Genomic DNA, 20215 nt, shown 5'->3' on the forward strand with positions numbered 1-20215 from the left:
CCACTAAGCATAAGATTTATGGCGCGTCATATGCTGACGACTTTAGATGTGAAGCTGTTCACATTTCTATGATGGGCGAACCAGCCCACTGGCGGGTGGGTAATCCGCCCTGTAATTGTTAGGGTTTAAAGGTAGAATTTTCTTGGCATTCTGATCGGGGGTATTTCGATACACCCGCACAGAAACTGAAAATGGCTGCGCAAATTCTACGGAATCCCTCCCTCGTAAATTTTTTTGGCAGATGCTCCGGCGCTGGTGATGACGATTAACACAGTTGAGTGGGAGAGCCGTGTTCTGGATTGGACAACAAAAGCGGCTTGCGCCTAAATCCACCGACTTAGGCCAATAGGATACGCCGTTTCGGTTGATCCGAACATGCCGAGCGTGAGGTTATCAAAGCCTAAAAAATGGACGCGCGGATAAGTTTTAGGATTCTAAGATAACGACTCTGGCCTTCAACGCAGTTACGTTCAATCATCAGGTAAAGCATTCAACAAACACAATTTAGTGCGGTTCAATTCGAATCCGCAGAGGGAAATGCTGTTCTTTTTCAACAAAGGACGCCCGTAACGAGTAGTGTTGGAGGATCTCGTGAATATAAATTTCAGATCATCGGGTATATCTGCAGAGCGCATGTCAACACGACGCATTCTTGTGGCAGGCGGTGCAGGATTTCTCGGTTCTCATCTTTGCGAGCGTCTTCTGAACGAAGGAAACTTTGTCATCTGCGTCGATAATTTTTCGACAGGGCGGCTTGAGAACCTGCGCAATCTCCTGCGCTACGACACGTTCAGCTTCGTGCGCCACGATATTGTCAACCCGATCGATCTGCCGGTGGATGAGATTTACAATCTCGCATGCCCCGCTTCGCCGCCGCACTATCAGGCCGATCCGGTGCACACGATGAAGACGAGCGTCATCGGCTCGCTCAATCTGCTCGAACTTGCAGCGCATTATCAGGCACGGATTTTTCAGGCTTCAACCTCGGAAGTGTATGGCGACCCGCAAACGCATCCGCAGCCGGAAGCCTATTGGGGCAATGTGAACTCTTTCGGACCCCGGTCCTGCTATGATGAAGGCAAACGCTCGGCCGAAACACTGTTCTACGATTTTCACAAGCAGTATGGCGTCGACATCCGTATCGTGCGCATCTTCAACACCTATGGCCCGCGCATGCGGCCCGACGATGGCCGTGTCGTGTCGAACTTCATCGTTCAGGCCCTCAAGCGCGAAGACATCACCATCTATGGCGACGGCTCACAGACCCGTTCCTTCTGCTATGTCGATGACCTGATCGAAGGCTTCAGCCGCTTGATGAGCAGCCAGGTTCAGAAGCCCGTCAATCTCGGCAATCCGGGCGAGTTTACTGTGCGTGAGCTGGCCGAGCAGATCATTGCGCTGACAAATTCGTCCTCGCGCATCGTCTATCGCCCGCTGCCCACTGATGATCCGCGCCAGCGGCGCCCCGACATCATGCTCGCCAAGCGTGAACTTGGCTGGGAACCACAGATTGCACTTGTCGAAGGGCTGAAGCAGACGATCGCCTATTTTGAACGCCAGCTGGTCAGGCCATCGGGCGAGCTCTTCGAGGTGGCGAGATGACCCGGCAAAATATACTCGTCACCGGTGGCGCTGGCTTCATTGGCAGCCATACCGCCAAGCTTCTGCACAAGAGCGGATTCTCGCCGGTCGTCTATGACAACCTGTCGACGGGCCACCGGTCTTCCGTGCGCTGGGGCGAGTTTGTCGAGGGCGACACGCTTTCGCAGGAACAGCTTATCGCTGCTATCAGGACCTTCGATCCGGCTGCCATCATCCACTTTGCGGCTTCGGCCTATGTGGGTGAATCCGTCACGGACCCCGCAAAATATTATCGCAACAATGTCGGCGGCATCCAGTCCGTTCTGGAGGCCAGCCGCCTGACTGGTGGACGCCCGGTCATTTTCTCGTCGAGCTGCGCCACCTATGGCATTCCGGATGTGCTGCCGATCCGCGAAGGCGAAATGCAGAATCCGATCAACCCGTATGGACGCACAAAACTGATCGCGGAACATATGCTGGCCGATTATTCGGCAGCCTATGGCATGCCCTATGCGGCACTGCGCTACTTCAATGCCTGCGGTGCTGATCTGGATGGCGAACTGGGCGAAAAGCACGATCCTGAAACTCATTTGATACCGCGCGCCATGCTGGCTGCGGCGGGCATGGCGGATTGTCTGGAAGTCTATGGCGACGATTATGAAACGCCGGATGGCACCTGCATTCGCGACTATATTCACGTGGTCGATCTGGCGCGGGCGCATGTGCTTGCGGTCGAGCATCTGCTGAATGGCGGCGGTAATCTGGTCCTTAATCTGGGAACCGGGCGCGGAACATCCATCAAGGAAATCGTGGATGCGATAGACCGGCTTACTGGACGCAAGGTGCCTGTCGAAATGCGCGCGCGCCGGGCTGGTGATCCGCCGGTGCTTTATGCCGACCCGGCTGAAGCGGCAGCGAAGCTTGGGTTCCGCACACTCCATTCCGATCTCGACACGATCATCCGCACGGCTGCGCCCTTCTTTGGTCTGGAGATGCGAACATGACACGGCGCGAATTTCATCCGGCCATTGACGGCGACAACGGCGAAAGGGAACCATTGCTGGCGCCCATCTTCACTGGCCGCAAGCGGGTGGAATATGTGGTGGGCATCATCCTGTGGGCGCTCGCTATCACCTATTTCTGGCAATGGTGGTTCATCAGCGCGAAGCACAATCATCTGCTCGGCTCCATTCTGGTGACCGCGCTGCTGGCCTGGATAACGATCCTGCCGCTTTATTTCATCACTATTTTCTTCCACGCAGCGCGCCCGACCGGCCCGCTTCGCATCCCCGCCGGAAGCCGCGTCGCCATGGTCGTCACCAAGGCTCCGTCTGAGCCTTTCGAGGTGGTGGCTGAAACATTGCGCGCCATGCTGGCGCAGGATGTGCCGCACGATACATGGCTTGCCGATGAGGATCCTTCACCCTCGACACTTGCCTGGTGCCTTGAGCATGGCGTGTTCGTTTCCACGCGCAAGGGCCGTGCCGACTATCATCGGCAGACCTGGCCGCGCCGTACCCGGTGCAAGGAAGGCAATCTCGCCTTCTTCTACGATCACTATGGCTATGAGCGCTATGATTTCGTCTCGCAGCTCGATGCCGACCATGTGCCTGAGCCGGGTTATCTCTTCAATATGCTGCGGCCCTTCGCTGATCCCGCTGTCGGTTATGTTTCCGCGCCAAGCATTTGTGATCGCAACGCGCATGAAAGCTGGTCGGCCCGCGGGCGTCTTTATGTGGAAGCCAGCATGCATGGCTCGCTACAGGCCGGTTACAATGGCGGCTTTGCCCCGGTCTGCATCGGCTCTCATTATGCGGTACGCACGGCGGCGCTGAAGGAAATCGGCGGTCTTGGACCAGAACTGGCCGAGGATCATTCCACGACCCTGTTTATGAATGCGCATGGCTGGCGGGGTGTTCATGCGTTGGATGCCATTGCCCATGGCGACGGCCCCCGCACATTCGCCGATCTTGTGACGCAGGAATTCCAGTGGTCGCGCAGTCTTGTGATGATCCTGCTGCAATATACGCCGAAGCTGATCGGTCGGTTGCCGCTGCGTCTGAAGATCCAGTTCCTGTTCTCGCAGCTCTGGTATCCTCTCTACGCGTTCTTTCTGGCGCTGACATTCGTTCTGCCGATAGCCATTCTGGCTTATGGCGATAATTTCGTCAGCGTTACCTATCCTGCCTTTCTGACGCATTTCATGCCGCAATCGCTCGTGATTTTGGCGCTGGCATTCTGGTGGCGGTCGAGCAAGACGTTCCGCCCGGTCGACGGCAGGATCTTCAGCTGGGAAGCAATGCTGTTCCTGTTGGCGCGGTGGCCCTGGGTTCTGGCTGGAACCTTCGCAGCTTTCCGTGACTGGCTGACCGGTTCCTTTGTCGATTTTCGCGTCACGCCGAAAGGCTCATCCGAGGTCGATCCGGTGCCACTGCGGGTGATCGCTCCCTATGCGCTGATCTCCGGTCTGTCCATTCTGCCGGTCCTCCTGGTCAGCGGAGCCGATCAGACGCGAGGCTTCTTCATCTTCGCCATCATCAATGCGTGCTTCTACCTGTTCCTGATGGCGATGATTGTGATCCAGCACACACGCGAAAATCACGTGCGGATGACGAGCCGCCTCTATCGACCGGCAATGGCATGCAGTTTTACGGCGCTGGTCGCGCTGACCGGCTTTACCACTGTCGAGCGCGGACGCGACGGCATCGAGGCACTGAGCTGGGGCACGAAAAGCTTCACGGTATTTGACGACCGCTTCTCGGTTGCCGGTGCCGGTGTAGGCGGACGTGACGTCCACAGGACAATTTTCAATCCACGCTGGCGCACGAATACCGCCAGTGGAACGAACTAGCGGAAAAGGCGCGACGATTATGAAGATCGCTGTCATCGGTACGGGATATGTCGGATTGGTCAGTGGCACGTGTTTTGCGGCATGGGGACACGAGGTCGTCTGCGTCGACAAGGATGCCCAGAAGATTGTCCGGCTGGAGCGCGGCATCGTGCCGATCTACGAGCCGGGACTGGATGAGCTGGTGGAACGCAATTTCGCCTTTGGCCGGCTGAGATTCACCACCAATCTGGCGGAAGCCGTCAAGGGTGCGGAACTTGTCTTCATTGCCGTCGGCACACCGGCACGGGCCGGGCACGGCGATGCCGATCTGTCCTTCGTCTATATGGCCGCTCGCGAGCTTGCGCCGCTGATCGAAGACCATAGCGTCGTCGTGGTCAAGTCCACCGTTCCGGTCGGCACAGGCGATGTGGTGCAGAAGATCATCGGCTCGGTTCGCAGGCCTGGAACATTCTCCGTTGCGTCCAATCCGGAGTTCCTGCGCGAGGGTGTCGCGATCCGCGATTTCCTCGAGCCCGATCGCGTCGTCATCGGCGTGGAAGATGAGCGCGCTCGTTCTGCGCTTGTCGCCCTTTATGCTCCGCCGCTTGAGGCCGCAAAGACGCCAATCGTGATCACGAAGCGCCGGACATCGGAACTGATTAAATATGCAGCCAACGCCTTTCTTGCCACCAAGATCACCTTCATCAACGAACTGGCGGATCTGTGTGAGGAAGTCGGCAGCGATGTCACCGAGCTGGCGCTCGGCATGGGGCTGGACAAGCGTATCGGCACCAGTTTTCTCAATGCGGGACCGGGTTATGGTGGCTCGTGTTTTCCAAAGGATACGATTGCGCTGTTGCGCACTGCCCAGGATTACGGGGTTGCCCTGCGACTGGTCGAGGAAACGGTCACCGTCAATGAAGCGCGCAAGCGTCGCATGGCGCTGAAGGTTCTGGATGCGCTCGGCGGCAGTGTCGAAGGCCGGACGATTGCTGTCCTCGGCCTGACGTTCAAACCCGATACGGATGATATGCGCGACGCACCATCCATCCCGCTCATCGAAACCTTGCAGCGCTTCGGTGCCAGCATCCGGGCCTACGATCCGGCCGGAATGGAGAATGCGCGCCGTCTTCTCAGCGACGTCGAGTTTTACGACGATCCTTACGAGTGCCTGAGCACTGCCGATGCGGCGGTGGTCGTGACCGAATGGGACAGTGTCCGCAAGCTTGATCTTGTTCGGACGAAACAGCTCATGCGGGACGCTGTACTCGTCGATCTGCGCAATGTCTTTTCACCGGCGATTGCCGGGAATCTGGGCTTCCGGATTTCGACAATCGGCCGTCCCGTTCAACAGCGGCAGGAAACAAGACCAACAAACGTTCTGCCGCACGCGCGCATCCGTCAATCGCAAGAACCCTTGGCGGGTGCGCGCAACCTGAAGGTCGTGGGAGGTTCAAATGAAACATGTGATGTTTGAAGACCAACGGTGCCGATCTGGTAGGAACACTGATCGGAGCAGATGTGTTCTGCCGCTGGTTGTCCTGCTTGCGGGGCTAAGCGGACCGGCTGGAGCGGCAACGGTTCCGACAGATGGTTTGCCCGACGGCGCCCGTGTGATGACGCCTGCCGAGATATACCTACTCTATCGTGACAAGAACTGGCAGTGGGCCGACGGTGCTGGCCGGATGGAAAGCCAGAACCGCCGTTTCACCGCCCGTGTCGCTGGCGAGAAGGGCAAGGCATGGGCCGAAGGCCGCTGGCGGATCACCTGGTCGGGCCAGATGTGCTTCGATGCGAAATGGCATCTGGATCAGGGCGTCTTCCCGAACAAGACCTGTTTCTCCCACCGTATCGCCGATGGGACGATCTATCAGAAACGCGAGCCGGACGGTGTCTGGTACGTCTTCCGCCATGCTGGCGGAAACAAGGATGACGAAGCACGCAAGCTTCTCTCCATCGAAACAATAACGCCCAAAACGGAAGCGCTGAATCTGGCGTTGCCCGTTGCCCAATCGCCCGTACAATAAAGGAGGCGGCGATGAAAACCTCATATAAAATAGCAACGGCCATTCTTTGCGGTGGGCTGCTTTCAACCGCTGTTTACGCGGCGAGCGGTGTTTCGGGTGCCAATGTCGACACTCGAAATATGTTCCACGACAAACGCCCGGTGATAACACCGCAATCCATCACGTTCGGAGCCTATGATCCGCACGGGGATTTCACCAACGATCCCAATTCCCGCATCGAACATCTATTCCTTCCGTGGGAGGATGTGGACCTGACGAGCCTGTCAACCGCTGATGCCTATGCGCAGGAACGGGGCCGCGAATTGCTGATCACCGTCGAACCCTGGTCGTGGGCTCGCGACTGGCGCGTTGCACCGGATGATCTCCTGAGCGGAATCGTGCGGGGGCATTACGATACAAACATGGCCGCCGTCTGCTCCGCTGCTTCGAAGCTGAAGAGCCCTGTGACCATTCGCTGGGCGCAGGAAATGGACGACAAGACGGGTCAGTTCACCTGGTCCTACTGGTCGGCACAGGGGTATGTCCGCGCCTATCAGCATGCGGTCAATGTCTGCCGCAAGTCATTGCCGAACGCCAAATATATGTGGTCGCCGAAGGGAGATGCGGGGCTTGAGGCCTATTATCCGGGCGATGGTTATGTCGATGTGATCGGCCTGTCGGTGTTCGGCTACGAACCTTACGATATGCTGGAACTGGGACATGCGTCCACATTCGTTGAACGGACAAAACCGGGATACGACCGGGTGGTAGGCTTCAAGAAGCCGATTGTTATCGCCGAGCTCGGTTATGAAGGAAGCGACGCCTATGTCCGGGCCTGGGCACAGGAGACCAACAAGCCGCAGCCCGAATTTCCGGAACTGACTGCGACCGTCTACTTCAACGACCGCGAAGTCTATCCGTGGCCACGGGGTGTCGGGCGGCCTGACTGGCGGGTTGCGAACCATCCGCTTGATTGATGTCGCATTTACCTCACGCAAAACCGCTTCGCATTTTTGCTGGGAATGCTCCAACGTCTGAACAGGAATACGACAATGTTTTCGATCCGTTTGAGAACCGTAAGTGCGGCGCTGTCCGTACTTCTTCTGGCAGGCGCTGCCGATGCGGCGCCGAAACAGAAAACCGAGGACCCGATCGCCATCAAGGCTGCGGCGGCTGCACCTCTATCAGCCGACGCGCTTGAGGCGCTCTATTCCGGTAAATCATGGGAATGGAAGGATGGCGGCGGCTATTTCTCTGCCGACAGACATCGTTTCATCGCGTGGTCGCAGAAAGGCAGGGCCTGGTCTTACGGGCAGGGGCGCTGGTATGCCACCAATCGCGGCAAGCTTTGCCTGCAGGCCTATTGGGTCAACAAGATGAGCGGCGGCAGCGATACGACCTGCTTCCTCCATCGTGAGAAAGATGGCGTCATCTATCAGAAGCGCTCACTGGGCGGCAGTTGGTATGTCTTCCGCAACAATCCGCCACGCCCGACCGATGAGGCCGCCAAGCTATTGCGAGGCGACCGTGTCAGTAAGGGGCTGGCAATCATGAAAGCCGAAGCGAGATGATTGCCAGGCAAGCATGCCGGCCTGCTGATCTGTATGGAGTTCTTGTGAGCCGGTGTGCCATGGAGCGCATCCCGAAAAATGTACAAGAGTTTTCGGGATGCGCGGTTCAAAACAAAAAGTTGGAGCGCCGATCTGATTGAATCAGACCGATATGCGGTCTAGTCGCGGATGAAGCAGCGGGATTTCTGCCCGAAGCCGCTCGGCGTGCACACATAGGGCGTACCGGCCGCATATTGCGTGGCGGAAACCCTGATGACCTTGGCCGCTGCAGGCTTGTTGTATCGTGCCTGGCTATTCACCTTGTACTTGACGAGGTAAACGGAAACCGTTTCGCTTTTCTGCTTGCGGGCATCCTTGGCTTCGGCGCCTGCCGTCAGGCATAATGAAGCGGACAGTCCAACGACAATAGCGGCAGCCCATTTCAAGCTTTCGCGGCGCACAGTATATGCAAATACATTGTTCATACGATTGCCTCCGGTTGTTATTACCGTGCTTTTTATCGGACACGAGTTAAAACTCCGGCCGGATATTCATGACAATTTTCATCAAATCCGACACAGTCAGGTCATTCCATCAAATGTATTCCAGCACCTCTTCTGAAGTTTCGTTAGGTGGCAGAAACCTCGTTGAACGCTAGTCATACTCGCAAGCTATCACCGTAAGTGCAGTATTTTCGACGCCTATGTGATGGTGGCGTCGATGGATGCCATGATCAACTGAACGGATTAACCAACGAATAGACTGTATTGTTCCAGTTGCTTGGATTTTACTTGCTCAAGTGCTAATATCCCGCCAGGGGCTTGGGTGGCGTTCCGCGTACCTTGGACCTGTGAGTTGGTTTGAGGAGTTGCCATGACGACCCCAAGCGACAAGGCTGCGCGCGATCTTAAGTCTGAATTTGTTGAGCGTCGCCAGTCTGCGCGAGTACAACTTACGCCGCTCGGCGAAAGTAGTCGCAGCACCAATATTCTGGCCCCACTGATATTTTCTACTAATTCACTGGGAGCCACAGAGCAGTTTTCTGCGTGGAAAAAACATATCGCGGCTCTTTATGATGTGCGTATGCCCGATGGCGTTAATGCGCGTGATGGTTTTCTTGTATTGCAGAAAGTCTGGGATCTTCATGGTATGTTGCTTATAGAGCAAAACGCGCCACCGTTCAGCTATGAGCGCACGCCAGAGCAGGTTCGTTTCAGTCCGATCGATCATTGGCATATCAGCTTTTTGCGTAGCGGGCGTACTTGGACAGCAGTGGATGGACGCGTTGCTGAAAACGAGCCAGGCATGATCAACATCCGTTCACTTGGCTATCCATTTCGTGGCCGGGCGCTCGCGACAGAAGCGGTGATGCTGATTATTCCCGTCGACCAGTTTGCGGGACTCGGGGGAATGCCCGAGGCCAGCAACAATGCTTCACTTAGAGGCTATCGGGCCAATCTTCTGATCGATTTCATCTCCAGTCTTCAGATGGGACTAAGTCAGATAACAAGTGAGGACTTACCCGAGTTGCGGGATGCAATAAGGCAGATCGTATTCGATGCTATTGCTCCATTGGTGAGAGACGGTAATGCGAGTGAGCACGTCGCTTCGATGGGCCTGATGACCAAGGCGAGACGCTTTATCCAGAAGAACCTCATGTCTCGTGATTTGAATCCCGATGTTCTGAGCAAAGAACTAGCAATCTCTCGTACCCACCTCTATCAATTATTTGAAAGTTCCGGAGGAGTACTCAACTATATTCGTCAGAGGCGCTTGCTTGCCGCGCATGAAATGCTTGCTGATCTCTCTGAGAACCGGAAAGTTTCCGATATTGCCCAGTGGCTTGGCTTTGAGACAGCTGCGAACTTCACCCGGGCCTTCACCCAACATTTCGGCTACAGCCCAAGCAATGCCCGCAAGTCCACTTTACGGACTGATGGTATAGACTGCATCCAGTCTGATGTGAGTCCCAATGAAACTTTATCAACTTTGTTGAGAAGGCTATCAACGCATGACACATAGTGGTTGAAAATATCATCCCTATAAACGGTCAGCCTAAATGAGAGGGCAGCCAGCACTCAGGAATTAGGATTCAAGGCGCTCGCGACTCCTGTGTACACTAAAATTCGCTGTGCCGGAGGTCATCCCGGCAGGCATCACGCTTCAGAATGGGCGTTTCGAAGCCAGAATTGGCAGGAGAATGGACCAGCAAGGTTGACATTTAGGCGCAACTACATTGATATCAATCAATATAAAGGGCCTCAATTTCAGTCGTTGGCCGCTGAACTGAGGATTGTTGGAAAATGTAGCAATCGTTTTGACGATACAGCCATTTCCGAAACTCCCCGGGCAAGCATACCGGGCAAATGTGCAATCTCTAGTGGGCGGGAAGACCGGCATTTATCTCGCCTGACACATCAAATTCCAATGGGAGAGACCACCATGAAGATCGTGACCAGCTTGAGCTTTCAGGGCCAATGCCGTGAAGCATTCGAATTCTATGCCAGGGTCTTGGGCGGAAAGATTACCGCTGCAATGCCCTACGGCGATGGGCCTCCTGACATGCCGATCACAGATGAGAAGTACAAAACCTGGCTGATGCACTGTTGGCTGGAGGTTGGTGACCAGGCCCTGATGGGTGCAGATATGGACGTTCAGTGGGCACGAAATATCGACAAGCCCAAAAACGGCTTCGACGTCACCTTGCACACCGACGACAAGGCCGAGGGCCAGCGCTGGTTCGATCAGCTGTCCGAAGGTGGTAAAACGGTCATGCCGTTCGGTGAAACCTTCTGGTCGCCCGGTTTTGGGTCTCTGGTCGACAGGTTTGGCATTCCATGGATGGTCAATACCATTCCATCGTCCGACTGGAAAGCGTAGCCCCGAATGTCTGCCACCAAAGGTTGAAAATTGCCGGACTGAAATGCGACTTACTTGGGTCATTGGTGTAACGATCGTTCTGTCTGCGTTCATCGTAGCAAAGGCCCGTGATAGAAGTGGAGAAGGAGGCTGGCAGCTGTTCATACGGCAAATGTGAGTGTTGCCAGCCGGTGTCTTACCTTTGCTTGTATATCTGTATAGTGACTGTATTTACGGCGGTCGTGACTGCCGTAGTGTGTTGAAGTTTGACATTGTGCGATCGTCACAAGACGATTGGTATCCATCACAAAACCATGCCTGCTAACGTGATAAATTCCACGCCACCTCCACGCAAGGCTCTTAAGGGTTCTCCTAAAGCGTCGAATGGGTTCAGATTCTCCGATGTGTCGTGGGCTGGTTCTTCAAACGTACCGGGTTGATTGATGAGCGTTATATCCACATGAGCGATGAAGAACTCCACATTGGTGCTCTCGAACACGGTCCTTTTTATTGTTGTGACGACCCCAGCCGCGCCATTCTTGACCAAATGGTCGATATTTATGCCAGCCGTGCTGTGAGAGGCTATGACAGTCCAGCCAGATCACATGTCACCTCAATGGTATCACCCAAACACGCCGCAAACTCGACCGCCACCCAATGATAACCTCGATGGTTATGGATGGCTGCGTACTGGCGGTCGAATATGCGCAACAAGGGTGGGGGGCAGGTTCAACCCTGCTGCGGGATACGGGCGATGACCTTGATCTCCACGTCGAAACCAGCAAGCCAGTTTACACCGATTGCTGTCCAGTTGGGATAGGGTGCCGCTGGGAAAACCTCGTTCTTTACGGCCATAAAGTCCGCAAACTGAGCTTCTGGATCTGTATGGAAACTGGTCACGTCAATGATATCGGCAACGCCGCACCCGCCCGCTGTAAGGACTGCTTCCAGATTCGCAAAGGCGCGCCGGACCTGGGCTGAATAGTCGGGCTCGGGGCTGCCGTCACTGCGACTGCCGACCTGACCGGAAACGAAAAGCAGATCGCCTGAGCGGATGGCTGCAGAATATCCATGTGCCTCGTAAAGGGCGTGCCGATCAGCGGGGAAGACGGGAGCTGGTTTGGTCATCTGGAACTACCTCCTATGCATGGCGCTCCTTCACAGGGTGCGCATGACTTAATATACGATACGTATGTCTAATTCACATACGTATCGTATGTCAATACCATGCAGATGAACATTTGACTGCGAATAAGAGCGTGGCTGGTAAAAGCCGAACCGACATGAAACCTGTCACAATCGAGATTGCGTTTGGCCATCGCAACTCTGTCAAAAGCTCGTTTTTACCGCCAATTCCCGGGCAAGTTCATTGATGTTCATTGGTATCATAATTATGAACTCGTAGTGTTCATCTTCGTCGGGCGCTGTCCGCCAACACCGCTGATTACCGGACAGCCAAGCGACAATTAACTGACCTTTTCTGACGAGCATGAGATTAGAGATACGTTGCCCAAGACCTACCGGGTGAAACGTTAGACATATGACGTTGATAGGCATTTCCAGAAGCTTGGCACTGACACCTTCACAGAGTTCGGGCACTGCGGGCGTTTGAAAGAACCATGTTCTAATGCCGGTTAATGGCGAACGCCGGGAACGGTTTGTGTGCCTCGAGCGTCAATTCGATAGACGTTTCGCCAAACATTGGTGCCAGACCAGCCGCGACAAGCAATACGTTACCTTCGCGAAGTGGAACGTCGAGTTCATGTGCTAGGCGGAGTACAAGTGCACGGCCTGGAGACGCCCGACTTGTTTCGACAAAACCGAGGTGACGGGCTGATACATCCGAGCGAAGCGCGATGAGCCCACGTTTCACGAGGCGTTCTTGCATCGTGATCCAGAGTCTGAAAACCGCTTTTTGCTCCATGAGACGTGGGAAGATTTTGACGATGCTGTGAATGTGCGGTTACAGCGGGCCTATCGGGAGGCGTGGCATGATGCACTGCCGACGCTTCTCACGAAAGATCGTGATACCACATTTTGGACTCCCATACGTGCTGATCGGTCCTTTCCATAGGCAGGCTAAGGGCTTCCGGGTCGATCAGTTCGGGAGTATTTGGCGTTGGTCGGTAAATCTCACCGGCTCGCTAGCTCAAGGTGCGCATTCGTTTTTTCCGATAAAGTTTTTCGTCAGCCTGACTCATAACATCCTTGAACGTCTGTTTTGATCTACAAGCTATTTTGCCAACAGAAACCGACAGAACGGTAACGTCATTCTTAACAGAATCTCTAAATTTACTTCCTGCCTTATCGCTAACTTGTTTGGAGAGCGTCTGCATTTCTTCCCGTGTAACTGAGGGTACGAATGCGCAAAATTCATCACCGCCGATGCGCGCAATCAAACTGTCTTTTGGTAAAACCAGCACCAACGCGTCGGCTGTGGAGATAACAGCATCATCACCGACAAGATGACCATAATTGTCATTGATCGTTTTCAGATAATCAATGTCTGCAATCAGAAACCATCCCCGCACGCCTAGTTCCATGGCGTGGTCGAATTGCTCAATAAAGCTGCGTCTATTGAGTGTGCCCGTTAAAGGGTCACTGCTCGCCGTTCGTGCAAGCTCGTTGGCTTGTTTTACAAGTGCGCGATATGCGACCTCAAGCTGATCAAGCTTACTAAACCATATTAAGCAGATTGGAACGGCAATTAGCAAAGGTAATGTCAATCTGACAATTATGGTGATGGTGTCGGAATGAACACCCATGACAACACGAATGCCAGTGGAGAACGAGACCGAAATGATGGCAGCTATAATTGACACGACTGCTGTCCGTTTCAAGACCCTTTTAGATGGCAAACGCAAGATGGTTCCTCAATCAGCCAATTGTTTATGACCTTGAAAATACGAAGCAATATTTTGTCTTAAATTAGGTTTAGACATGAGAGATTAACAGATGGTGCCATTATGCTAATGCGGTTCACGAGTTTCTTTTTGGCCCCTCGACATCAGGATTTGTGTTTGCCGGTTTGGGTCGGTTGATGAGAAGGGCCGCCAAAGCCGATCCAGCATTGCCACTCGTTCTGCCGACGACTGCAGGCGGCCACAACCGAACATCACAAAGCTGATTGGCTTGACGGAAATCCCCGGTCTTTTGCCAGGAAGGCGATGACATAGGCGAGCAACAATAATACCAAAACCGACCAAGCGAGCCAGCTGATATCCGAGTGTTCGAGCAATAAGCCACCGATTGTGCCGCCGCCCGCAATCGCCAAGTTCCAAGCTGTGACGATCATAGACTGTGCTACATCCGAGGCCTGTCCGGAGGTGGTCGCAGCTGTCGTCTGAAACAGTGTGGCGGCACCACCGAAAGCCAATCCCCACATGCCGGTTGCTAACCAGAACAGTTCCGGTAGATCGCCCCATATGCCGAGCATTAACGCGGCGGCTCCGAAAAGCACAATGCTTGCCAACACAAGTTCTCGCAACCATCGTCCGACCAGATATCCGACAATACAAATCCCCACGATTGCAGTTACTCCGAACACCAGCAGAACGAAATCGAGTTTCCCGGCTAATCCTGCAGGAACAACAAGCGGGGCAATATAAGTATAGAGTATATTGTGCGCCAAGACGAAAAGCAGGGTCACTGTCAAAATGGATTTGATCCCACTGATCGCTAACGTACCTCCAATGGAAGCCCGGCCACTGATCGTAGTGCCCGAATAATCGGGCACCTTGGCCCATACCCAGCCGATCAAAGCTATGGTGAGAGCGGTCATTGCTGAAAATGTACTTCGCCAACCAATGACCGATCCCATCAGGGTTCCTGCAGGAATACCAAGCGATAATGCCAGCGGTGTACCGACCATCGCAACTGCGATCGCACGCCCCTTAAGTTGATCCGTGACCATACGTGCCGCATATCCGGCGATCATTGCCCAAAGCAAGCCGGCGCAAACACCAGCAACGAAGCGCGCCAAAAGCATGATATAGAAGCTTCCCGTCGTCGCTGTTATGGTATTTACAACCGCAAAACCTGCAATCGCACAAAGAAGAAGCGGCTTGCGGGGAAAATGTTGGGTGACAGCAACAAGTGGAATTGCTGCCATCAGCGAACCTACAGCATATGCCGTGATGAGTTGACCGATAGCGGAGGGGCTAACACCTAGCCCCATGCTCATTTGTGGGAGAAGTCCCGCTGGCAGGGCCTCTGTCAAAATTGTAATGAAACCTGCCATAGCGAGGGCAAGTAAAGGAGCCATAGGCAATCTGGTGTTGTCAGGCTCTTCACTTATTTTGCGGTTTTCTGAAATCGAACTGGACATTCTGCTCAGCCTATCTGTCCGAGTTTGGGCAGAACCAGATCACCGACACTGTAGGTGTGGAACTCACTCGTTGAAACAGTTTCCAGTTTACGAAATTTTTCAACGAAATCCGGATCAGAGAAAAACTCCTCCACGTTGTCCGCACCTTGGATCGCTTCAATGTTGACCACAGTCAATCCGTCCGTGCTCTTGGCCAGAGTGCTCCAGAGGAATCCCTGTTTTCTTTCCGCAACGTAATGAACCACGTCCTGAATAATTTGAAATGCTTCATCCTGCTTGCCTGGAAAGGCATGAATGACGTTTACGATAAAGGTGGTTGGCACCGGCGAGATGACAAATCCGGCGGGAGATTTCGTATCCATTATGTATTCCTTGTGTGAAATCGGCATTGAGCGCCGAGCCACACTGGATATTGATTTTGATATAAGTGATAAATGGTCCTGTATTCCAATAAGAGCGGAATTTAATTCCCTAATGGAGATTGGTATGGATAAGCTGGGTACGCTCAAGGTATTCGTTCAAGCAGCTGAAGGTGGAAGCTTTGTTGCGGCCTCTCAACGAATGGGGCTCTCCAGCTCAGCTGTGGGCAAAGCAGTAGCGCGTCTTGAGCAAGAGGTCGGAGTCAGTCTCTTTCATCGCTCAACACGCAGTATGACGCTGACGGAGGAAGGAAGCTTCTTTCTAGATACTTGCCGCCGCATACTGTCCGAACTCGAAGCAGCAGAAGCAGAGCTTTCAAGATCTCACACCACGCCGGGCGGCCTATTGCGCGTAAGCTTTCCGTTGACGGGAATGCTGTTGATGCCAACCATAGCAGCATTTATGCAAGCCTATCCCGCTATCAATCTGGAACTGGATTTTACCGATCGCCTGGTTGACGTGATTGAAGAGGGATTTGATGCTGTTGTCCGCACGGGTGAAGTGCGTGATACACGACTGATGAGCCGAAAGCTTGGATCCTTCAAACATCGAATAGTCGCATCGCCCGATTATCTAAAACGAAAAGGTGTGCCGCAGATTCCTGAAGATCTGCTGTGTCATCGCTGTATGCATCACCGATACGCAAACTCGGGCAAACTTGAACCATGGCCGCTGGTCAGAGATGGCAAGGATATTCGTGTTGCCCTGCCTACGACAACGGTGGCCAGTACCCTTGAACCGCTCATCCATCTTGCTGAGAACGGCTTTGGCCTAACTTGCTTGCCACATTTCGCGGTGAACCAACAGATATCAGAAGGTAAGCTGGTTTCGATACTCGATAAATTTATCGCAGAGGCGGGTGTCTTTCGTGTTCTTTGGCCGACGAACCGCTATTTATCGCCTAAAATTCGTGTATTTGTGGAGTTCATGGCTTGCAATCTATTCGCAACCGAGACGAACTCCGATTATGCCGATGGAGAGGAAATCAACTAAATTCCCTATGGTAGTAAGTGCAGCAGATCATTGGTTTCCAAGAGGCCGGTTGGCTAACTTAAACCGCCTAAATCGAGGGCGCAAAGCAGCCATCCCCATCTGTCTTACCGGTGCTTGACACTCGTGAAAGTTCTCGGCTTGCAGGGAACTACCGCGAACACCTAAAGGGCAGTACGTTGATTAAGAGTCAATAATTTGCCTGAATGTTGAGTGGCAGCAATAAGGCTAAGTGTCATTGAAGAGCTTTTAGGAATGGGCTCGAGAGAGCGACTGCTGTCGGCGTCGTCGATACGCGCGAGCGCTTGCTTGGTCGCCGCAGGGAGACATGGCACACCAAATCCGGTTCCCTGCCCGTGATTTATCCACGAACATCACATGACAGCGTGGTGAAGCGCATTGCTTGATGCGCGTGCGATATGGCCCGGTGAAAACGTCGATCGCATCACGCGCGATCAGGCCAAGAATTTCGTTCATTTCGGCTGCATCAGGCGGCTCGGTGCTGCAGCCGTCACAGGCGATACGCAAAACCGGCATACCTGAACGGGCATGAGCGTTGATCAAAGCAATATCCGATACCGATATATCGCTTTGATTAATACGATTATCGGCCAGCCTGAATATTGCCTCTCGCAAAGACTTTGTCTTTGCAAGTTCCTCGTCCGTCACAGAACCTGCAAGCGGTGGTAACTCCGCTTCACAAAGCCATCTGTCCAGCAGTGAAGGCTCTGAAAAACGGTCAATACCCTTGGCCCTGTCTTTTGAAGCAGCGACGGTCGCAACAAGATTGAGCGCAACACTGTCCGAGCGGAACAGAAAGCGCCAGCTTCCCTTTTTCCGGCGTTCTTTCGGATGCTTGGATTTTGCGTCAGTTATGTCCATCAGTTCGCTCTTTGCTTGACAGGCCCGTCCAGCTTTGAAAGCTGGACGATACTTATGAGATAAGTGCTGACAAAATCAACTGTTCGCCGAAGGCGTCGCCAACTCAAGATCAACGGCATATCTGCCAATTTCCTGGATTTTTACAGCCACAGGATCATGCAGGGTGTAGATGCGGGCATCACGCCAATAGCGATCCAGCCCTTGCTTCAAAGTCGCGGAACGCGCGCCAACGGCTTCAAAAATGCGCGATGTTACTGAGAGCGCTGCTGCGTCCGAAGCAACCTTGGCCTGTGATATGAGATCAGCAATCTCGCCACGGCGTTCCGGTGTCAAACGGTTCTCATCAATGTCTGCGACCAGTTCGCCAAACGCCCTGTTGGCGACAGTTGAAAGCGCAAAAGATGCGTTGGCTGAGGTGATAGAATTGCCAATTGTATCGGCAATATAATCCGGCACAGATGCGTTCTGGCCGTTTTTGCGCAAGTGCAATTGCGACAATGCAGTATCAATTGCCCCTAACGCCGTTCCATTGAGAAAATTGACGAACATGATCTGAAAGGCCAGCGAGCCTATCGATTCATTGATTGGACGCTTTGTTGGATCGGCTGCCGATGTGCTGAAAATCGCGTCATCCGGGATAAACACATTTTCAAATACCAGACTGCCGGATGCCGAGCGACGCGCACCAATGCCATCCCAGTCATCCGCATGGATAATGCCCGGCGTTGACGCATCAAGAACAAACGTCAGACGTTGTTCACGATCATCCGGCGCGCGATAGCTTTCGCCGACAACTAGGCGGTCAGCTGTTTGTGCAGCGGTTGCGAAGCTTTTCCTGCCATTGGCAATATATCCGCCATCAACCCGCTTTAGGTCTGCGGCAGGCCCCCCTGGATTGTTGGCACCGCCCCAAAGTGTCGGCGTCTGCAACGAATCTGCTACGGCTTTTGAGAACACCGGCCCACGCCCGGCAATCTCAATACGCAGAAGATGCATGTAATTATATCCGAGAAGTGCTGCACTCGATAAATCGATGCGTGAAATCTCCCTGATCGCAAAAAGGGCATGTTGCCAGCGTGCGCCTATCGCTTCCCGGCGGTCGTCAGCTTTGCGAAACAGCGCCAGACCATCATCGATGGTTAGTGCTGCCAGTCCGGACTGGCGCAGAAGCGATGCCTCCTCAACGGGGGCGGAACCTTTACGGTCCCGCTCTATCACATGCGGCGCAAGCTCAGTTTTCACCTGCTCGACACGCGCCCGGATGTCCGCCTCGGTTGGCGGATCAAACCATTGCGTATGCCGGAAGGATTGCGCATGTGCGTTCATGATTTCACATCCAGAACTGCCTTACCATGCAAACGCCGGTCAAGAAGGGCCGCGACAGCCTGGTCAAATTGGTTCCAGTCGCCGCGCCACTTAACTTCTGTCTTGAGCTTGCCCTCAGCCAGCCATCGCAGCAGTGCCGTGAGATAAGAGCCCACCCGATACTCGGAAATCAGGAAGCCATGAATGTGACGCCCAACCGGACCAACTGTGCCGAGATGACCAAACACTGCGTCTTCCCCTGAAGCCCAGCCGAGACTCTGCACATTGCCATGACGGTTAAGAAGCTTGAAAGATTGCACGAGCTGCGCCCCGCCGACACTCTCGATCACCAGATCGATACCTTCCTTCACATCATCAAGGCTGGTCACAACAAGGTCCGCACCAAGTTCTGTCAGACCCGCTGCACTGGCTTCTGACCCCACAGACGCGATAACGCGCGCACCACCCAGCCGTGCAAGCTGAATTGCAAAGCGGCCAACACCGCCAGAAGCACCGGTGATCAGAACTGTCTTGCCCAGAATAGGCCCACCAAGCTGCAAGGTCGCCAGCGCCGTGACAGCTGCCGTCGGAAGCGTCGCAGCTTCCGCCGGATCGACACCCTCCGGAATGACCGCGATATCCTCAACATGTGCAATGCGCTTTTCAGCCCAGGCACCGAGTGGGGCGCGTGTGACAACCAATGTTCCAATGGGCGGCGCTTTGGTTTGTGGGCCAAAGGCTACAATTACACCGGACGCATCCCATCCAAGAACCGTACCATCAGCCTCAAGACCGCGCACACCACGTCGGGTTTCACCGAAGTTCAAAGAAGTATGTGTGACATCGATAAGAACTTCCCCATAACCCGGCTCAGGGGTCGCTCGCGTTGCGAAACGCAGACCGCCGGAAGTTGCCTTATCTGTCTCGATAACTCGAATGGTCATGCGGTGATCCTTTCCAGACGTCCTGCAATCGAAGCGCCGCGGGTAACGACATTATAAACAAAGCTGTTGAGTTCAACGCGCTGGCGCAGGTCTTCCAGCTCAGCGTCAGAGGCGGGAGACTGGATTTTTGCAGTGTAACGAAGCTCCAGATCAACGGGCTCGCTTGAGCCTGTTCCGATTTGTCCCGGTTTGCTGACGGCTTCAGCGACAACTTCCAGCGCATCAATCTCGATATCGAGCAGTGACGCCTGAATAAGAAAGCCATGATTGAGGCAACCAGCAACAGCACCGATCAGCAATTCACCTGGGGCCGGACCAAGATCAAAGCCACCGCCAGCGGGCGATCCATCGGTAATAATCTGAAAATCACGAATGAAAAGACGACGGATACCGCTGCGTCCTTCGGCAACAACGCGGGCGGAAAGCTGGCCGGTGCCTGCAGGCTGTCCCTTTCGTGCGTCGTGCAGCTTTCTCTTGTGTCGAATATATTTCGTCAGACCACTGGTCATGGGTATTTCCTG

Annotated in this window: 21 protein-coding genes; 11 read left to right on the forward strand and 10 right to left on the reverse strand. The window is 54.1% G+C overall.

Annotation, left to right across the window (positions count from 1 at the left end; genetic code table 11):
* The first annotated feature begins 633 nt into the window (after positions 1-633).
* From ACSME1_RS22755 to ACSME1_RS22785, 7 genes are all read left to right on the forward strand, one after another.
* Positions 634-1602 carry a UDP-glucuronic acid decarboxylase family protein gene (locus ACSME1_RS22755; RefSeq protein ID WP_010660575.1) on the forward strand — a complete coding sequence of 323 codons (969 nt, stop codon included), beginning with the start codon at positions 634-636 and terminating at the stop codon, positions 1600-1602.
* On the forward strand, positions 1599-2585 hold the full coding sequence (gene galE, locus ACSME1_RS22760) for a UDP-glucose 4-epimerase GalE (RefSeq protein ID WP_010660576.1): 987 nt from the start codon (positions 1599-1601) through the stop codon (positions 2583-2585). The genes ACSME1_RS22755 and galE overlap by 4 nt, the downstream gene beginning before the upstream one ends.
* Positions 2582-4432 carry a glycosyltransferase family 2 protein gene (locus tag ACSME1_RS22765; protein ID WP_435655541.1) on the forward strand — a complete coding sequence of 617 codons (1851 nt, stop codon included), beginning with the start codon at positions 2582-2584 and terminating at the stop codon, positions 4430-4432. Before galE ends, ACSME1_RS22765 begins: the two co-directional genes overlap by 4 nt.
* A gap of 19 nt (positions 4433-4451) precedes the next feature.
* A complete protein-coding gene (locus ACSME1_RS22770; protein ID WP_435655542.1) occupies positions 4452-5888 on the forward strand; it encodes a UDP-glucose dehydrogenase family protein in 1437 nt (478 codons plus the stop codon).
* Positions 5881-6438, forward strand: a complete 558-nt coding sequence (locus ACSME1_RS22775) for a DUF995 domain-containing protein (RefSeq protein ID WP_425427585.1) — start codon at positions 5881-5883, stop codon at positions 6436-6438. Before ACSME1_RS22770 ends, ACSME1_RS22775 begins: the two co-directional genes overlap by 8 nt.
* Positions 6439-6449: 11 nt before the next feature.
* On the forward strand, positions 6450-7394 hold the full coding sequence (locus tag ACSME1_RS22780; protein WP_105535035.1) for a glycoside hydrolase family 26 protein: 945 nt from the start codon (positions 6450-6452) through the stop codon (positions 7392-7394).
* A 75-nt stretch (positions 7395-7469) separates the two neighbouring features.
* Positions 7470-7988: a DUF995 domain-containing protein gene (locus ACSME1_RS22785; RefSeq protein WP_435655543.1), complete on the forward strand. Its 519-nt coding sequence runs from the start codon at positions 7470-7472 to the stop codon at positions 7986-7988.
* 158 nt (positions 7989-8146) lie between these two features.
* Here ACSME1_RS22785 and ACSME1_RS22790 read toward each other — a convergent pair whose 3' ends face one another.
* Positions 8147-8452 (reverse strand): hypothetical protein, encoded by a 306-nt coding sequence (locus ACSME1_RS22790; protein ID WP_435655544.1) that lies wholly within the window; start codon positions 8450-8452, stop codon positions 8147-8149.
* Between the two features lie 388 nt (positions 8453-8840).
* Here ACSME1_RS22790 and ACSME1_RS22795 point away from each other — a divergent pair, with 388 nt between their 5' ends.
* Both ACSME1_RS22795 and ACSME1_RS22800 read left to right on the forward strand, forming a co-directional pair.
* Positions 8841-9989, forward strand: a complete 1149-nt coding sequence (locus tag ACSME1_RS22795; RefSeq protein ID WP_435655545.1) for a helix-turn-helix transcriptional regulator — start codon at positions 8841-8843, stop codon at positions 9987-9989.
* Positions 9990-10409: 420 nt separating this feature from the next.
* The gene (locus tag ACSME1_RS22800) at positions 10410-10847 is read left to right on the forward strand and encodes a VOC family protein (RefSeq protein WP_100557922.1); all 438 of its coding nucleotides are present in this window, start codon (positions 10410-10412) and stop codon (positions 10845-10847) included.
* 708 nt (positions 10848-11555) lie between these two features.
* On the opposite strand, the gene ACSME1_RS22805 is transcribed toward ACSME1_RS22800, so the two are convergent.
* On the reverse strand, positions 11556-11954 hold the full coding sequence (locus ACSME1_RS22805) for a RidA family protein (protein WP_435655546.1): 399 nt from the start codon (positions 11952-11954) through the stop codon (positions 11556-11558).
* 496 nt (positions 11955-12450) lie between these two features.
* A complete protein-coding gene (locus tag ACSME1_RS22810) occupies positions 12451-12714 on the reverse strand; it encodes a hypothetical protein (RefSeq protein ID WP_111786005.1) in 264 nt (87 codons plus the stop codon).
* Between ACSME1_RS22810 and ACSME1_RS22815 the strand changes: the two genes are divergently transcribed.
* The gene (locus ACSME1_RS22815) at positions 12709-12900 is read left to right on the forward strand and encodes a putative quinol monooxygenase (RefSeq protein ID WP_435655547.1); all 192 of its coding nucleotides are present in this window, start codon (positions 12709-12711) and stop codon (positions 12898-12900) included. The two genes, ACSME1_RS22810 and ACSME1_RS22815, sit on opposite strands and share 6 nt — an antisense overlap.
* 70 nt (positions 12901-12970) lie before the next feature.
* Here ACSME1_RS22815 and ACSME1_RS22820 read toward each other — a convergent pair whose 3' ends face one another.
* From ACSME1_RS22820 to ACSME1_RS22830, 3 genes are all read right to left on the reverse strand, one after another.
* Positions 12971-13690: a GGDEF domain-containing protein gene (locus tag ACSME1_RS22820; protein ID WP_435655548.1), complete on the reverse strand. Its 720-nt coding sequence runs from the start codon at positions 13688-13690 to the stop codon at positions 12971-12973.
* Positions 13691-13941: 251 nt separating this feature from the next.
* On the reverse strand, positions 13942-15153 hold the full coding sequence (locus ACSME1_RS22825; RefSeq protein WP_435655549.1) for an MFS transporter: 1212 nt from the start codon (positions 15151-15153) through the stop codon (positions 13942-13944).
* A gap of 5 nt (positions 15154-15158) precedes the next feature.
* Complete coding sequence (locus ACSME1_RS22830) at positions 15159-15515, reverse strand: antibiotic biosynthesis monooxygenase (protein ID WP_100557915.1); 357 nt, start codon at positions 15513-15515, stop codon at positions 15159-15161.
* Positions 15516-15639: 124 nt separating this feature from the next.
* Between ACSME1_RS22830 and ACSME1_RS22835 the strand changes: the two genes are divergently transcribed.
* Positions 15640-16566 (forward strand): LysR family transcriptional regulator, encoded by a 927-nt coding sequence (locus tag ACSME1_RS22835; protein ID WP_435655550.1) that lies wholly within the window; start codon positions 15640-15642, stop codon positions 16564-16566.
* A gap of 246 nt (positions 16567-16812) precedes the next feature.
* Here the strand turns inward: ACSME1_RS22835 and ACSME1_RS22840 are convergent, their stop codons facing one another.
* The 4 genes from ACSME1_RS22840 to ACSME1_RS22855 form a co-directional block, all read right to left on the reverse strand.
* Positions 16813-17445 carry a CGNR zinc finger domain-containing protein gene (locus ACSME1_RS22840; RefSeq protein WP_435655551.1) on the reverse strand — a complete coding sequence of 211 codons (633 nt, stop codon included), beginning with the start codon at positions 17443-17445 and terminating at the stop codon, positions 16813-16815.
* A gap of 75 nt (positions 17446-17520) precedes the next feature.
* A complete protein-coding gene (locus ACSME1_RS22845) occupies positions 17521-18771 on the reverse strand; it encodes a hypothetical protein (protein ID WP_435655552.1) in 1251 nt (416 codons plus the stop codon).
* The gene (locus tag ACSME1_RS22850) at positions 18768-19694 is read right to left on the reverse strand and encodes a zinc-binding dehydrogenase (RefSeq protein WP_435655553.1); all 927 of its coding nucleotides are present in this window, start codon (positions 19692-19694) and stop codon (positions 18768-18770) included. Before ACSME1_RS22850 ends, ACSME1_RS22845 begins: the two co-directional genes overlap by 4 nt.
* Positions 19691-20203 carry an OsmC family protein gene (locus tag ACSME1_RS22855; RefSeq protein ID WP_100557910.1) on the reverse strand — a complete coding sequence of 171 codons (513 nt, stop codon included), beginning with the start codon at positions 20201-20203 and terminating at the stop codon, positions 19691-19693. Before ACSME1_RS22855 ends, ACSME1_RS22850 begins: the two co-directional genes overlap by 4 nt.
* Between the last annotated feature and the right edge of the window lie 12 nt (positions 20204-20215).

The organism is Brucella pituitosa (assembly GCF_965577835.1).
GTDB lineage: Bacteria > Pseudomonadota > Alphaproteobacteria > Rhizobiales > Rhizobiaceae > Brucella > Brucella pituitosa.

Coding starts and splice junctions, on each gene's coding strand:
- ACSME1_RS22755 (WP_010660575.1), top strand. CDS start 634: ATGTCAACACGACGCATTCTTGTGGCAGGCGGTGCAGGATTTCTCGGT.
- galE (WP_010660576.1), top strand. CDS start 1,599: ATGACCCGGCAAAATATACTCGTCACCGGTGGCGCTGGCTTCATTGGC.
- ACSME1_RS22765 (WP_435655541.1), top strand. CDS start 2,582: ATGACACGGCGCGAATTTCATCCGGCCATTGACGGCGACAACGGCGAA.
- ACSME1_RS22770 (WP_435655542.1), top strand. CDS start 4,452: ATGAAGATCGCTGTCATCGGTACGGGATATGTCGGATTGGTCAGTGGC.
- ACSME1_RS22775 (WP_425427585.1), top strand. CDS start 5,881: ATGTTTGAAGACCAACGGTGCCGATCTGGTAGGAACACTGATCGGAGC.
- ACSME1_RS22780 (WP_105535035.1), top strand. CDS start 6,450: ATGAAAACCTCATATAAAATAGCAACGGCCATTCTTTGCGGTGGGCTG.
- ACSME1_RS22785 (WP_435655543.1), top strand. CDS start 7,470: ATGTTTTCGATCCGTTTGAGAACCGTAAGTGCGGCGCTGTCCGTACTT.
- ACSME1_RS22790 (WP_435655544.1), bottom strand. CDS start 8,452: ATGAACAATGTATTTGCATATACTGTGCGCCGCGAAAGCTTGAAATGG.
- ACSME1_RS22795 (WP_435655545.1), top strand. CDS start 8,841: ATGACGACCCCAAGCGACAAGGCTGCGCGCGATCTTAAGTCTGAATTT.
- ACSME1_RS22800 (WP_100557922.1), top strand. CDS start 10,410: ATGAAGATCGTGACCAGCTTGAGCTTTCAGGGCCAATGCCGTGAAGCA.
- ACSME1_RS22805 (WP_435655546.1), bottom strand. CDS start 11,954: ATGACCAAACCAGCTCCCGTCTTCCCCGCTGATCGGCACGCCCTTTAC.
- ACSME1_RS22810 (WP_111786005.1), bottom strand. CDS start 12,714: ATGCAAGAACGCCTCGTGAAACGTGGGCTCATCGCGCTTCGCTCGGAT.
- ACSME1_RS22825 (WP_435655549.1), bottom strand. CDS start 15,153: ATGTCCAGTTCGATTTCAGAAAACCGCAAAATAAGTGAAGAGCCTGAC.
- ACSME1_RS22830 (WP_100557915.1), bottom strand. CDS start 15,515: ATGGATACGAAATCTCCCGCCGGATTTGTCATCTCGCCGGTGCCAACC.
- ACSME1_RS22835 (WP_435655550.1), top strand. CDS start 15,640: ATGGATAAGCTGGGTACGCTCAAGGTATTCGTTCAAGCAGCTGAAGGT.
- ACSME1_RS22840 (WP_435655551.1), bottom strand. CDS start 17,445: ATGGACATAACTGACGCAAAATCCAAGCATCCGAAAGAACGCCGGAAA.
- ACSME1_RS22845 (WP_435655552.1), bottom strand. CDS start 18,771: ATGAACGCACATGCGCAATCCTTCCGGCATACGCAATGGTTTGATCCG.
- ACSME1_RS22850 (WP_435655553.1), bottom strand. CDS start 19,694: ATGACCATTCGAGTTATCGAGACAGATAAGGCAACTTCCGGCGGTCTG.
- ACSME1_RS22855 (WP_100557910.1), bottom strand. CDS start 20,203: ATGACCAGTGGTCTGACGAAATATATTCGACACAAGAGAAAGCTGCAC.